Origin of the sequence: Lachnobacterium bovis (genome assembly GCF_900111325.1) — a bacterium.
GTDB classification, from domain to species: domain Bacteria; phylum Bacillota; class Clostridia; order Lachnospirales; family Lachnospiraceae; genus Roseburia; species Roseburia bovis_A.
In genome coordinates, this window is the sequence record NZ_FOGW01000035.1 from 1 (window position 1) to 13,713 (window position 13,713).

Consider the following 13,713-nt stretch of genomic DNA (forward strand, 5'->3'; position numbering starts at 1 on the left):
ATCATAAAAATAAATCTCCTTTGAAATGTATTAATGCTGTTTTAGAACCACAGGGTGCTCTTTGCGATTGTAACCTCGTTCTAAATAAACCGTCATGCGGTATCTAACTGATTAACAAATGAACAAAGAGACTGTGGTTGGAGCCTTTCTTAAACCATCAAGTGGTAGGAAATAATAACCAATCCACAGCATCCTAAACATCATAGTCGAACCTATAGAAAAGGTAAAGAAAAGACTATGACTGAATAGTTATAAAGACCTTGGAGAGGGTCTCTAAAAACTACTACTATATAATACGAGGAAATTTTGCAGACTCCATGAAGCAGTTTATATCAGAGGAAGCAGCTATCTTTTCTCCGGAAAAGGAAGAGGCTGCCTCTGCTTCCATGGATAAGACAGTAGAAAAAGTTGTCCGTTTTTCGGCGGATAAACATAAGGTTAAAGCAAAAGAACAAAAGCGAATCCTTGATGAAATCAAAACATCTGACGCAGGGGCTAAAGCAAATATAGCTTATAAATCGGACTTAACTTCCGAAATCAAAGTGCAGGATTCTACTATGAGTAAGTTTACGGATGAGCGAGCTGGAAGTGAAGGCAAACTATCCGCTGGTAAGACAAAGGAGGTATCTTCAGCGGAAAAATCAGCAAAGAAAGCTAAGTCTAAAGAGACGAAGGTGGCTGCAACAAAGACAGCGGTAGCAAATCTTTTTAAGGCAAAGGCTGATATGTCAAATGATCTTGTCTCTGAAAAAGTGACAGGGGATGCCTTGAGGGATGGAAATAGCGGTTTGGTAAAGACCTTTACCACAGTCATCAATCCCATGACATATGTGAAAAAGTGGTTGGCAAAACTGGCGGCTTTAATAGCACCATATATATTGATTTTCACAACAATTGCGGCAGTGGTGTTTATCATCGTTGCGTTGCTGTTTAGCGTATTGCAGCCAATCGCAGAGGTGGGAGAAGCACTAAGTGGTTTTGTGGCCATGTTTACCGGAGATGGTGGAGGACTTAGAAATACTTCATTTTCGGATGGAGAGATTGATGAGATTGTGGCTGCTTCCGGTGCCGATGAAACACAGGAAAAGGTTATACGGTATGCACTGTCGAAAGTAGGATACCCATACAGTCAGGATTATCGTACTAGCGGTAAGGCGTATGATTGTAGTTCGCTTGCTTATTATTCTTGGGAGAATGCAGGTGTAGATATTAGTTATGGAACAAATTATCCTCCGACAGCCGCAGAAGGGGCAAGGATGCTTGAGGCACATAGTAAAAAGCTAAGTACTTCGGATCTAAAGCCTGGAGACCTTATCTATTATGGTGGAGAGGCAAATGGAAGATACATGGGGATTTATCATGTTGCGATTTATGTCGGTGATGGAAAGGCGGTAGAGGCACTTAGTACAAAGTATGGAGTGGTCTATCAGAAACTTAGAACAAAGAATGCCTGCATGGTTTGTAGGCCAAATATGTAGAAAAGGAGATTTGAGATATGGCAGATGAAATTTCACAGGTTGTTGAGATGGAATACAAAGGTGTGTATTACCTCTTTAAGGGAACTAAAGCTATGATTGCTGCAATGGCTCGTATGGTAAAGGCTTTGCAGGAATGGCACAACGAGAAGTATTTAAAAAAGCCCGGTAACTGTACTTGGGAGAAACTGCAGGAAGTGAGCGAAGGAACACCGGCTATCCTGGAGTTCCCAAAGGAGATGTTTGATGCTCCGACTATTGGAAAGGATGAAAAGGGCAATATCCTTTATGGAAAGTCAGACTTTGATATTTATTGCGAGAAGTATAATCTTCGCTATTGCATCATGCCTGATCTTAACCCGAATGATGATTATATCCCAGTAGCAGTACCTACGCAGGATATGGGTATTCATCAGGAGCAGATTAAGGCTGTTATGAGCAGACGAATTAAAACAGAGGAAGAAAAGGATGCTGAATATGATGCAAAGATTGTAGCTGTAAAAGAGAGAATCCTTAACGCTACAACAGAAGAAGAAAAAGCAGAGGCAGAAGCTGAACTTATGATGCTTGAAGATGCAAAAGCTCAGAATGAGAAACTTTTGAATGAATCCAAGGCCAAGGCTGATCGTGATAATGTGTTAGATTTTGCAGAGTATTTAAAGCAGGGAGAGGGAACTCTTGCTGAGTTTAACCCTGAGATGGCGTTAAAACAGGAGAATACATGTGGCATTGTAAAAGAATATGAGCCGTATGACTGTATGTGGCCGGTTCGAGATGCAGAGCTTGTTCCTGAAGGTAAGGAAATCTATTACAGTCAGCGAACCAAGGATGACAAGATTCATTACATCCGCAGAAAATTTGTAGAGGATGAGCAGGGGCATATTTTCTCTGAATACTATGTCAGAATCCCGGGAACATCCAGTGAGAAGGTGTATTCCGATTTTGGACTATCACAGACAGAGTGGGAGAAGCAGCTTCCACATCTTTTAAAAGAGGCAGGTCTTGAAAACGAGCAGCCTACAGCAGTTGTGCAGTCAAAGGAGCGTTTCGTGAAGTATCAGGAGTTTATCGAGGAAAATTTTAAAAATGCCCGTGAAGAGGTTTCGGGCGAAGAAAAAGATAAAACCTATAGCTCCGATGAGGCAAAGGAATTTGTCGAGAAGCATAACGAGAATGAAGAAGTAAAGAAAGCATATGAGGATTCGCAGTTTAGTGTTCTTAAGGTGGAGTCTGAAAAGCTGATGTACGACGAAGATGATGTTCTTTGCTTGCAGACAGAAGACGGACTGCTTCGCGGTGTCATGGTGGATTCTATGGATGAAAAATATGCTGAGATTTTTATCAAAGGTGACAATACCTACGCTATTGTACAGCCAGATGGAAAAAAGAAAGAGATGTATGGTGCGGATATCATTGAGAAGAATGGAGAATCTGTCGTAGATGCAGTAGCAAAAGCCACAGGCAGAAAGGGCAGATAGTATGAGAGAAGCGGGAACATCTATAAAAAAGCGAACTCGAAATGTTAAAGAGACACTTGTGATATACGGCATCGGAACATTTCTATGTATTTATTTGGGGCTCCTTTGCGGAGCCTCGTGGATGCCGGATAATGATTTCGGTGAGTTTATGAATAACTTCACGGATTTTGTTCTCATAAAGCATCATTTTATTGTGGGGGTCACTTCGGCGACCCTCCCTTTTATAGGTAGCTTTTGGGTAATGTATTCGCTTGTGTTTATCATGATTTTTACAAAGTTTGAGCATCCCTTCGCTGGGCAGGAATTTGGTATAGCTAAGTGGGGCAATGCGAAGGAGTTTACCAGAATGTTTGCCAATCATGATGAAAGCAATGTTGTTGAGGTTAATCCGGGAAAAGACCACATTAGCGGTTCGCTTACAGTAAACACAAAGAATTATTGGTTGGCTGAGAATGTATATCTGTCCATAGATAACGTAAAGACTTCGAACTTAAATATTCTCGTAGTAGGGCCTCCGGGATCAGGAAAATCATTTAGGCTTGCAAGACCTATGTTAAGCCAGTTATGTGGCAATTTCCTAGTCACGGATCCGAAGGGTGAACTTTATAAGCAGACCGGACAATATTTTGAAGATAACGGATATGAAGTCATGGTTATGAATGTGGAATCAGAAGATGGAATGCCAATGAGTATACACTTTAACCCATTTCGATATATCCGAAATGAGTCCGATATCATGAGCATTGCCGGTATTCTTATGAAAGCAACAACTCCGCAGGATGAGGCTGGTGGTAGTAATGATCAGTTCTTTGAGCAGTCAGCGGAAGTGCTTTTAACATCGCTTATATATCTTATCCATTATTACTATCCAGAGGAACTAAGAAACTGGCGTACTTTTGTAAAGTTATTGGATGCAACAACGGTTTATACAAAGGCGGATGGATCGATTGATAATAGAGAAGGCGGCATTATGTCCATCGAGAGAAAGGCGCAGATTCAGTGGAAAAAGACGCATGATACGGATTTTCCGGGGTATGTAGCAGTAGAGAAGTATTATAACGGAGCGGCGGAAACAACCAGTTCTATCGTAGCTTCACTTGATGCACATTGCAGATATATGAAACTTCAGTGCGTAATCGACCTATTATCAGAGGACGAGATTCAGATTGCAAAGAGCTTCGGTTATAGCAAGCCGTCCGAGGAGAGCAGTACAGGTAAGAGAATTCTGTTTATAGTTACATCCGAGGATAAGAGATATTATGACTGGATCCCATCTATGGTATATTCACTTTTCTTTGATGAGCTGTATCATCTTACGGCAATTGACCCTAATATGCATGAGTCTTTACCACAGCATTTGACCTTCTTGATGGACGAGTTTGCAAATGTTACGTTGCCAGACTCTTTCGTAGAGAAGCTTTCAACTATGCGTAGCCGAAATATGTCTGCAGTTATCATCGTGCAGAACCTTATTCAGCTTAAAAGGAAATTTCCTAAGTTTGATATGGATAAGGACCTTATTGGTAACTGTTCTATTATTGATATTTTGGGTGCGCCAGATATGGATTCCTGTGAATACCTATCTAAGCATTTTGGTACTCAGACGATTCATAAAGCCAGTGATTCCGATGCGAAGGATTATAAGGGGCAGAGTAGTCGCTCTGAAGATGTTATGGAAAAGAGTCTGCTTTCCGCAGAGGATATCTTTGCCATGAAGAAGGACGGTGAGTGTGCCATTGTGATTAAGGGTACAGATCCTTTGTTTGAACCAAAGGTACAGATGGAACGGACGGATTTTGTAAAGCTTTTATGCCGTAAAACCAGACCGTATGATCCGAAGAAAAGACAGCTTAAGAGACTTAGCAGTGAGGCAGGAGTGCCAATTCTTTTATCCGGTGCAGATGCAAAAAAGGAAGCAGAACATCTTAGAAAGCGAGGTACGGCAATTATGACTCTTACCATGCAGGATCTTTCTAATATGGTGCTTGCAGGAGAGATGAGAGAGCCGGTAACAACTCTTAAGATGACAGAGGAGATGCAAAAGAAACTCCATGAAAATCATGAGAGATATTTAGAGGAATATTGTAATTTAGAGGAAATTGATTTTGAAAGATACAGAGACAAAGACGGATATGACGAAGAAGGACAGAAGAGATTCCAAAGTCGTTGTATTACCGTGCAACAGTTATCGGCGTCCGGGTACACGAGAAGCCAGATTAAGCATTTATACAAGCTTATCATGGCAGATTTTGGCGCAGAAAAGATAATGAGTATGTTTCCGAAGGAAACATCTACAAAACAAATTGACAATTTTTCAAAAGTTTTTTGATCCCAGTTTAGTAATGAGCTTAAAACCACCCCAAATGTATTGTGAAGGAATTAATAGAAGATTTCCTTTAATACTTTGGAAAGGAGAAAAGCAGTTATGGGAACAAATATGGTTTTGGCAGCAGCAAGCTACACTCATGCGATTACGAGCTTAAAGTCAGTTCTTTTGACTTTGGGAAGTGCAATCGGAGCAGTCATGCTAGTCTATGGCGGTATTAAGTTCGCAATGGCTTTCCGTCAAATGGATCAGCAGGGCGAACACCAGGCAGTGTATTCCGTAGTAGCCGGAGGCGTTCTTGTAGGGCTTAGTGCACTTGTTACTGCGCTGACTTAAGGGTAGAGACCCGGTTCAGTGTAAATAACACTGGCCGGGTCGTTTTTCATGGAAAGGAGTTTATATGGCAGATATAGTTAAAGCTTTGTACAACTGTGCCTTCTCTGTATGGAATGCCCTTATTGAAATAGCAATGACACTCTTTACAACAAGTCCAAAGACAGCAGGTGGTGGAACACCATACAACGTTGTGCATACCTTTTATAACGCGATTAGTGATGCAACAGTTCCAATAGCGACGGTATTTTTCATAATCGCAATCTATAAGAGCGTGATTTCAGCCCCACCGGGGCAACAGGCAATGAGGTTTCTTCAGGACGCATTAAGGTACTGCATCATTCTTTATATCGCAGCCAACATGTGGTCGATTATGGGATACATCATGACATTTGCTGATGGTATTACAGGAAAGATAGCAGCAACCGGAACATACACCTTATCAGTATCAGGAGATATGGAAAGCATCATTGATTCCTGTTTGAAGCTACCAGACTTTGAATTGTCAGGTGAGTGGTTATCGAAGTTTTGGAGTTCAGTCGGATGTTCGCTGTTGTTCTTGATTGGTGGTGTAGTGCTTCTATTCATCATGGTTGCGAGTTGCCTATCAATTATCAGTTCAGCATTCCAGCGTATCTTAAAGCCGCTTATGGTACTTCCGTTTGCAGGAATTGCTATAGCACTTGGTGCAGGAGGGCATGACATTTCAAGATCGCTTGTGATGTACATTAAGACGTTTTTTGGATTTTGCATATCGGGAGCCATGATGGTGGTTGCAGTCAAATGTGGAGTCAGTCTTTGTACGAATCTTGTGAACTTTGATTTAACGGGTGCTTCAGACATTTATAAGTGCATTTTAATCACTGTACAGATGTCTATTACACCAATTGTAATTAGCGGACTTGTAAAGGGCAGTGATTCTATCATTGCAAGAATGTTCTAAGGAGGGAAAACATGGCACAAATGAACAGAAACGTAAATCTGGAAGAGATTGATGCAGATGCTCTCTTTGGCATAGATGCATTAAAGAACCAGACAATCCTGCAGAAGATCGTCTTTTTCGGGAGTGTGATCGCAGGAGTACTTTTAAATGTATTATTACCGTTGTTTTTTGAAACACCGAGAATCATATGCATCTTGATATTTATGGCACTTCTTATGGTGGGCGTGGCGATTGGTTGTAACTATACGGAAGACATGACATATGGGAAATACCTATATTACTTTTTCTTCAAACCGAGCACACCACTGTATTTTAGGTCAACAGAGGATGCAAAGAAGATCAGAGAGTCAGCAAAGCAGCTTCAAATGGAAGAAGAGATGCTTCTTCGTAAGAAACAGCAGGCAGATCCAAAGGCACAAAGAAAACTGCTTATAAAGGTAATCGCTTTCGTTGTAATCTTAAGCATTTTGATTGGAGCAGTATTTGTAGCTGGACATATTAAAGATAAGAGAAATCTCCATCACAGGGTTGAGGAGATAACGGAGGTAGTAGATGAATAAAGAAATCAAAGCTTATGAAGGATTGGCATCCTCTCTTTGTGAGGAATTTCATAAAAAGCAGGGTGCCGGGCTTCTGGCTAATTTAGAAAAAAGGAATCTTGATGCACTTGAAGTATCGAGAGAGAAGATATTGGAAAGTATGAAAGCCGAGCTTAGCCAGTATGAAGATGAGGAAGGGAAAGGGCTTTCAGAGGAAGAAAAGCAGCTTGTACTTGAACTTATTAGAAAGGATCTTTGGGGATATGGACTCATTGATGACTTGATTCATGAAGAGGATATTTCGGATATAAAGCTTTATAACCCAGAGAATATTCGAATCAAGAGAACCGGTAGGCGCTTTGGAAGTGGTGTTTCATTTTCAGACGTGAATTACTACAAGCGATTCGTAAATAAGATCTGTGAGCGTAACAAGGTGAATCTTGGTACGGCAAATGCAATACAGACTTTTACGGATGCTACGCAGGAAGACTTCATTCTTCGAATCACAATTATTTCCGGACTTCTTACGGACAGTGGACTTCCACTTGTAGCAATCAGAAAGGTTCCAAAGACAAAGTACACATTAAGAAGTCTTGAAGATGCAGGGATGTTTTGCCATAAGGCACCCGATAAGAGTAAGAAGAAGCTCAAGATTAATATGATTCCGAAGTTTTTTTCTGAGGAGAATGCAGAACTCAATGCTCTCATGTTTAAGATGATTGCCTCAAAAGGAATCCTTTTTACAGGCAAAGGGGCAAGCGGAAAGACTACGCTTATGAATGCCATGATTGCTGAGATCCCCCATGACGAATCTGTGATGATTTGTCAGGAGAATGCAGAGCTTTTTGATAACAGTCATCCTGATCTGTTTGCAGCACATGTACTCACCAATTCTGGAGATTCCAAGATTTCTTATGAACTTGGAGATCTTACAAGAGCGGCACTTCTTGTAGACCTTGATCGAGTAATCGTAGGTGAGGTTAAGGAAGGTCAGGAGGCAGCAGGATTATCAAAAGCTTCAATGACCGGGCATAAATGCTGGACATCTGTGCATGGTGAAAGTTGTGAAATGGCAGTTGATAAGATGGCAGATTATATTAGCCAGGCAACCGGATATTCCACAAGAGATTCCTTGAAGCAGTTACAGGGATTCGAGTATGTTGTGCATCTTAGAGATTTTCATGTAGATGAGATTGTTAGGATAGCCGGATGGGATAAGGAGAGAGAAGCACTTATATATGAGAAGGTATATCCGGTAGCAAAGGAAGGTGTGTGATATGGGAAACAGAAAGGTTTTATTGATCATAGTTATTGGTGTAATCGTACTTGCCTTAGGAGCTGTGGTTGCCACATTTTTGGGAGTTGATTTGTTTGCAACGGTAAGTGGTGAGGCAGGAAAACAACCAGATTCCTTTTCTTCTGTAGATGACCTTAAGAGTGGTAAAGCTTATGTTTGGCATCATGATGGAGGAAGTATTGAAGAAGATTTAAAAAAGGATGCAGGTGAAAGTGTGTTTTTCACCTGTATCACCGGTGATTATAACTTTAAAAACGAGGAACTTGGAGAGGCAATTGAATATCCCAGATCTATATGGGTGAAATCAGGCACCGATGACAGAATACCTACGGTAACATCAAAGGACCGGCTCATTTACGTATCAAGTACGGAAGTACCACAGGAAATCGTTTTTGAGAGGTTTGCGGATTATGGATACAGCATAGGCATTTCTAATATGGAAGCTGATAAGGGTGGTCACTATTTTATGACATTTGCAGATGTGGATGACGATGATTACAAGTATTTCATTGACATGAATTCTGATGCATCCCAGTTAACGGAGCTTTCAGCCATTACAAGGCTGTACCTAGATAAGGTCGGCAATGTAAAGGTAGATGAAAAAAGCGTTTCGGATGGCGGTACCGTTCTTGGACTAAAAAAGGATAAGAAGTATACCTGCGAGTTTTACACCGGGACATACTATCAGGATTTCAATTTAACGGCGAATATTCATTGCTTTGGAAGCATGGAGCGATTTGTAAATTACGATTACGAGTTTATGCATTCAAACTTTATCGTGATTGAGATCCCTGAGTACTTCAAGAGTGGGTACTACTTTGTAAATGGTGTAGGTCTGTTTCGATATGTGTCGGATGGTGATATCAGCAAATATAACGGCAAGGCTTATGACGAGTCCATTGACTGGAACGACCCGATTATCCTTTACGACGATGATGGAGTAGTAATCTACGATCCTAGCGATCCTGATTTCGAAGAAAAACAAAGACAAAAGGAAATCGAAGAAAAATCAGACAAAGGAGATGAGGATTATGACATTACAGATGAGTAACCTTCTCTCTTGGATGCTTATGTTCCTCTTAACATTTGTATTTTCCGTTATCGTACATAAGCGATTCAAGGAAAAAAATGTTTGGAACAACATAGTAAAGCGTTACAGAGAGAATACAGACAAGAAACTATTATCAGAAGCAGAGTTTGTTACCAGATTTGGTGCGATAGAAAATAATTCTATTTTGTATAGGCTTGATCGTTTGGTTTTAACCAGTGGAATCAAAAACTATCTACCTTGGGTATCAGGGGAAGTAATGCTTCTTGGAATGATTATGGCAGGAATGGCAGGCTTTTTTGAGGGAGCGATACTATTTCAAAATGTGTTTGTAGCCATCTTTCTAACAGTAGCTCAGGCAGTGGCGGTATATGTGTTTTTTAAAGCACTATCAGGAAAGACATATAACGAGATTGAAGATGGCACGGCAATCTTCGTATCAATCTTATCCAATCATGCCAAGGGTAGTAGTGACATAGTAACGATTATGAACAATACGATTCCAGCTTTAAGTGGACCTCTCAGAGGAGTTGTTCAGAAATTTGTTGCAGATGCAGAGAATACAGGAAATGTTGATATTGCATTTGACTATATGAAAGAGTCGGTGGATAACAGACAGCTTCAGACTATCATTATCAATCTTAAGAACTGTATGCATTATCAGGCAAACTATGAAGAGGTGCTAGTGCAGATGATGGGGCAGATTGCAGCAGGCTTATCGGCTAGGGAGGACAGAAAGAATATCTTGTTTTCAAGCAAGTTGACGCTAGTGGTTATCTCAATTATGCAGATTATCATTGTTTGGATCATAGGGGCAGGTCTCGGAATTGATGTGAAGCACATTATGACAAGCAATGCATTTGGGCAGGTATTACTTCTGGTAACAGGACTTTTGTATCTGATGGTTGGCGTGAAGATGTTTGGAACAGATAGGTAGGGGGTGAAACAGATGGTTTATATGCTTATAGGACTGCTATTTGTTTTGATTTTCGGAATTGTGCAGGGGGCGGTTTATCTTATCTCTGGTACAACTCCGGCAAAGGAAGCAAAAAAGAAGATAGAGAAAATTAAAAACTCTCAGGGCTTTATCCGTTTTATCTATGATAAACAGATTCAGCTCAAGAAGATGGGAGCGGGTGTTTTGCTGAAAGACCACATGACTGTGAGTCAGTGGTATCTGTACAAGACATTAATGGCAGGACTTTTTGGAGTGATAGCATTCTTTATCAGTGCAGGAGTTTTTAAAAGTGATATGGCTAAGCCAATTTCTTTTATGGCAGCGTTTGTGGGATGGTTCTTTCTAGATTTATTTATACGGCTTAAGAACAAAGCATCCAACGATGAAATGATGCCGGACATTATGGAAATGAGTAGATCCGTCCTCTACGGAAAGCGTGGAGGTCAGTATATTGCAGATGCTCTAAAGGACTCCGTAATTGTGGTAGAGAACAAGCGACTTAAGACAGCGCTTTTAAGACTGCGAAACGACTTGGAATCAGGAATTAGCCTTGATGAATGCTTGGATGAACTTGAGCTTAGTTTCTCAAATGGTGAGATATCCAGTTTTTGTACTGTCATTAAATCGTTACAGTCAACCGGACAGGTGGACGAAGCATTGCGTACACTGGAAAACAATATTGAAAGAGAGCAGGCAAGTGTAAATAAGAGACGATGCATGATATTAGAGCACAAAACAATGATGTATGTAATTTTCATTGCAATGGATCTAATGGCAATGATTTTATACTGCATCATTATGAAACTTCTTGAACTGCAGATAGGATTTTAGGAGGTGATGGGATTGATTGAGAAAATCAAAAAGAAAAAGAAGGCATCTATGGTAGAAAACATGCTTGTTATGATGATTAACATGGTTGTCTTATGTGCGTTCTTAGTCATCATCTTTGGAGCTTTTTCTGGTATCTCAGACAAGTGGGGCATGAGACAGACTGCAAGAGAATATATGCTCATTATGGAAACGGAAGGGTATCTTACACCAGCGGACAGAGCAAATCTGATTTCGGAACTTGAAGGTTATGGTTTATCTAATATTAGCCTTAGTGGTACAACGATGTCGGAAGTGGATTATGGAAACAGAATCTATCTAAAGATAAGTGGTACTTATAATGAGAATGTTTTGTCATTTGCAGGTGGGCTATCTAAGGTAGCAGATCATCCGGTTCAAATTACGATAAACCGACAGACAACAGCGAAGCAGTAGGGAGGTGGCAGGATGATATTTAAAAAGAAGGCTGCCACCGGCTCTATGGGGTACGTCGTCATGTTTACAATGGCACTTTTAATGATTGTATTGACGTTATATATGGCGCAAGTGGCAAGACTTATGACCCATCAGCATCATGTAGATGATTCCCTGGCTGATTCGGTATTAGCTTCGCTTGTAGCAGATGACATTTACTATTTTGAGACTTTGGAGATGACAGGAACACCTACAGTTCGTTTTCAGAATGTAGACAAGTCCCACAGAATCTTTATGGATAGCATGAATGAGGCTATAGCAGAGACTACAGGATTCTATTACAACTTCTCATTTGATTCTTATATTTGTTATGAAGTTGAAGGAAGCCAGGTAAAGATAACAACCTACACAGGACCCTCTGGGGCGAAGAGCGTAAGCTACGGCAGACTAGGAAGTGTGTATTCGCCAAAAGGTGAGAGGGTTAAGGAAACCTCGGCATATGGTCGTGTGAGATTTGATATTAAGAACATTATTGACGGCAGTTTTATTACAAAGACCAAGGATATTTACTGTACCTTGGAAATTAACGAGTAGAAAGGAGATTTTTATATATGTTTCAGAAGAAAGCAGTAGTAACGGAAAAGGATAACAAAAAGACGGTGGCTAAAAAGAAGAAGGGCGGAGATATCAAGGCAAAGCTTATTGCCGTGCTTAAAGTGATAGTTCTCCCAGCACTCTTTGCAGGAATTGTGGTTTGCGGATTATATCTTTCCATGCAGAATAAACTGGAGGCAGAGAGCCTTAAGGGGCAGGTCCTTGTCATGAAGGAAAATGTTGTTGCAAATACTTTTGTTAAGTATGAAGATGCTGACAAGTACTTTACAAGTGTCGCAGTTGAAAAAAATGCGATTCCAGAGAATGCATACACTTCAACATCAGATCTTCCAAAGGAAGGCTTCTATATTGAAGATGCAATGACCAAGTCACAGATGGTTTTAAAAGATAATTTGGCATCGAAGGATCAGGTGATGGATAAGTACAAAGGTGGGTACGAGATTACATCGTTTGCAGCAGAATCATTTGATGACTCAGTAAATGGTTCCTTAAGAAAAGGTGATATTGTGGATGTGTATGCTGTGGATCCGGCAAGTGAGATGCTTGTACTTATGGCAGAAAATGTATATGTCAGTGAGGTATATGATAATGCTGGGAAGAAGATTACCGATGATGAGGGTGTGGCGACATCCTTTACCGTATGGGTTACACCAGAGGAAGTTGAAAGTATCAATACAGCCGTTGTCTATGGTGGTATTCAGATGTATTTAAAAACTGAATAAATGGCGTAGTGGTGCACCTTGGAAGGGATTCCGGGTGCACTCTTTTTCGTTGACATTGTTCGTTACACTACATAAAATATAAGATAAGGGATTTTATCTCTAACTTTATGAGACTATTGACGGAAGTTATCTTTATTGAGGTGCATATGGAAGGATATATGACAATCAAACAGGCAGCGGAGAAATGGGAAGTAACACCACGGAGAATACAAAAGCTTTGTGTGGACGGAAGAATAGTAGGTGCTACAAAATTTGGAAGAGATTGGGCTATCCCTGCGGATGCCGTAAAGCCTGGTGATAAGAGAATAACGACTGGTGAGTATAAAAATTGGCGGAAGAAAAGTGATAAATAGGCACTGTAGGTCCGTAATTCGGGACAGCATAGTGAGTATCATAGTGGTCCTATGTCAAGATTTAGTACAAATTAAAATGAGGAGTTCTGCCAGCTAGGCTGCTGACAGCTCGCTTACCCTCTCATACAACTTTTCAAATTCATCAGGAGACATATAGTCACAGTGACTGTGTATCCTGATAGTGTTATAAAACGCCTCGATGTATTCAAATACAAGTCGATAAGCATGTCGTTGATTACGGATATTGAAGCGGTTTAGCCATTCTCTTTTAATTAAAGAGTGGAAGGATTCTATACAGGCATTGTCGTATGGGTATCCTTTGTGTGAATAACTTCGCTGCATTTTTTCAGTGGCTGCACGCCAGGCATTAGAAACATACTGGCT

At 40.6% G+C, this 13,713-nt stretch carries 15 protein-coding genes; 14 read left to right on the forward strand and 1 reads right to left on the reverse strand.

What is annotated here, in order from left to right; all coding sequences use genetic code 11:
* The first annotated feature begins 386 nt into the window (after positions 1–386).
* From BMY79_RS12055 to BMY79_RS11015, 14 genes are all read left to right on the forward strand, one after another.
* Positions 387–1,478 carry a C40 family peptidase gene (locus BMY79_RS12055; protein ID WP_177176447.1) on the forward strand — a complete coding sequence of 364 codons (1,092 nt, stop codon included), beginning with the start codon at positions 387–389 and terminating at the stop codon, positions 1,476–1,478.
* 17 nt (positions 1,479–1,495) lie between these two features.
* Positions 1,496–2,953: a hypothetical protein gene (locus BMY79_RS10955; protein ID WP_074730966.1), complete on the forward strand. Its 1,458-nt coding sequence runs from the start codon at positions 1,496–1,498 to the stop codon at positions 2,951–2,953.
* Position 2,954: 1 nt separating this feature from the next.
* Entirely contained in the window at positions 2,955–5,282 is a 2,328-nt protein-coding gene (locus BMY79_RS10960) for a VirD4-like conjugal transfer protein, CD1115 family (RefSeq protein WP_074730967.1), read from the forward strand.
* 96 nt (positions 5,283–5,378) lie between these two features.
* The gene (locus BMY79_RS10965; RefSeq protein ID WP_027421644.1) at positions 5,379–5,615 is read left to right on the forward strand and encodes a hypothetical protein; all 237 of its coding nucleotides are present in this window, start codon (positions 5,379–5,381) and stop codon (positions 5,613–5,615) included.
* Positions 5,616–5,679: 64 nt separating this feature from the next.
* Entirely contained in the window at positions 5,680–6,555 is an 876-nt protein-coding gene (locus BMY79_RS10970) for a hypothetical protein (protein WP_074730968.1), read from the forward strand.
* Between the two features lie 11 nt (positions 6,556–6,566).
* Positions 6,567–7,115, forward strand: a complete 549-nt coding sequence (locus BMY79_RS10975) for a hypothetical protein (RefSeq protein WP_074730969.1) — start codon at positions 6,567–6,569, stop codon at positions 7,113–7,115.
* On the forward strand, positions 7,108–8,370 hold the full coding sequence (locus BMY79_RS10980) for an ATPase, T2SS/T4P/T4SS family (protein ID WP_074730970.1): 1,263 nt from the start codon (positions 7,108–7,110) through the stop codon (positions 8,368–8,370). The genes BMY79_RS10975 and BMY79_RS10980 overlap by 8 nt, the downstream gene beginning before the upstream one ends.
* A gap of 1 nt (position 8,371) precedes the next feature.
* Entirely contained in the window at positions 8,372–9,442 is a 1,071-nt protein-coding gene (locus BMY79_RS10985) for a hypothetical protein (RefSeq protein ID WP_074730971.1), read from the forward strand.
* Complete coding sequence (locus BMY79_RS10990; RefSeq protein ID WP_074730972.1) at positions 9,423–10,376, forward strand: hypothetical protein; 954 nt, start codon at positions 9,423–9,425, stop codon at positions 10,374–10,376. Before BMY79_RS10985 ends, BMY79_RS10990 begins: the two co-directional genes overlap by 20 nt.
* 12 nt (positions 10,377–10,388) lie before the next feature.
* The gene (locus BMY79_RS10995) at positions 10,389–11,228 is read left to right on the forward strand and encodes a type II secretion system F family protein (protein WP_074730973.1); all 840 of its coding nucleotides are present in this window, start codon (positions 10,389–10,391) and stop codon (positions 11,226–11,228) included.
* Between the two features lie 12 nt (positions 11,229–11,240).
* Positions 11,241–11,660 (forward strand): hypothetical protein, encoded by a 420-nt coding sequence (locus BMY79_RS11000; protein ID WP_143065856.1) that lies wholly within the window; start codon positions 11,241–11,243, stop codon positions 11,658–11,660.
* Between the two features lie 12 nt (positions 11,661–11,672).
* Entirely contained in the window at positions 11,673–12,233 is a 561-nt protein-coding gene (locus BMY79_RS11005) for a hypothetical protein (protein ID WP_074730975.1), read from the forward strand.
* Between the two features lie 17 nt (positions 12,234–12,250).
* A complete protein-coding gene (locus tag BMY79_RS11010; RefSeq protein WP_074730976.1) occupies positions 12,251–12,976 on the forward strand; it encodes a CpaB family protein in 726 nt (241 codons plus the stop codon).
* 146 nt (positions 12,977–13,122) lie between these two features.
* Positions 13,123–13,329, forward strand: a complete 207-nt coding sequence (locus tag BMY79_RS11015) for a helix-turn-helix domain-containing protein (protein ID WP_074730977.1) — start codon at positions 13,123–13,125, stop codon at positions 13,327–13,329.
* Positions 13,330–13,422: 93 nt separating this feature from the next.
* On the opposite strand, the gene BMY79_RS11020 is transcribed toward BMY79_RS11015, so the two are convergent.
* On the reverse strand, positions 13,423–13,713 hold a 291-nt coding region (locus tag BMY79_RS11020), incomplete at its 5' end, for an integrase core domain-containing protein (protein WP_143065857.1).

What these genes read in the sequence shown, in the direction of transcription:
- BMY79_RS12055 (WP_177176447.1), top strand. Translation starts at nt 387, where the DNA reads ATGGATAAGACAGTAGAAAAAGTTGTCCGTTTTTCGGCGGATAAACAT.
- BMY79_RS10990 (WP_074730972.1), top strand. Translation starts at nt 9,423, where the DNA reads ATGACATTACAGATGAGTAACCTTCTCTCTTGGATGCTTATGTTCCTC.
- BMY79_RS10995 (WP_074730973.1), top strand. Translation starts at nt 10,389, where the DNA reads ATGGTTTATATGCTTATAGGACTGCTATTTGTTTTGATTTTCGGAATT.
- BMY79_RS11015 (WP_074730977.1), top strand. Translation starts at nt 13,123, where the DNA reads ATGGAAGGATATATGACAATCAAACAGGCAGCGGAGAAATGGGAAGTA.
- BMY79_RS11010 (WP_074730976.1), top strand. Translation starts at nt 12,251, where the DNA reads ATGTTTCAGAAGAAAGCAGTAGTAACGGAAAAGGATAACAAAAAGACG.
- BMY79_RS10980 (WP_074730970.1), top strand. Translation starts at nt 7,108, where the DNA reads ATGAATAAAGAAATCAAAGCTTATGAAGGATTGGCATCCTCTCTTTGT.
- BMY79_RS10960 (WP_074730967.1), top strand. Translation starts at nt 2,955, where the DNA reads ATGAGAGAAGCGGGAACATCTATAAAAAAGCGAACTCGAAATGTTAAA.
- BMY79_RS10975 (WP_074730969.1), top strand. Translation starts at nt 6,567, where the DNA reads ATGGCACAAATGAACAGAAACGTAAATCTGGAAGAGATTGATGCAGAT.
- BMY79_RS10965 (WP_027421644.1), top strand. Translation starts at nt 5,379, where the DNA reads ATGGGAACAAATATGGTTTTGGCAGCAGCAAGCTACACTCATGCGATT.
- BMY79_RS10955 (WP_074730966.1), top strand. Translation starts at nt 1,496, where the DNA reads ATGGCAGATGAAATTTCACAGGTTGTTGAGATGGAATACAAAGGTGTG.
- BMY79_RS10970 (WP_074730968.1), top strand. Translation starts at nt 5,680, where the DNA reads ATGGCAGATATAGTTAAAGCTTTGTACAACTGTGCCTTCTCTGTATGG.
- BMY79_RS11005 (WP_074730975.1), top strand. Translation starts at nt 11,673, where the DNA reads ATGATATTTAAAAAGAAGGCTGCCACCGGCTCTATGGGGTACGTCGTC.
- BMY79_RS10985 (WP_074730971.1), top strand. Translation starts at nt 8,372, where the DNA reads ATGGGAAACAGAAAGGTTTTATTGATCATAGTTATTGGTGTAATCGTA.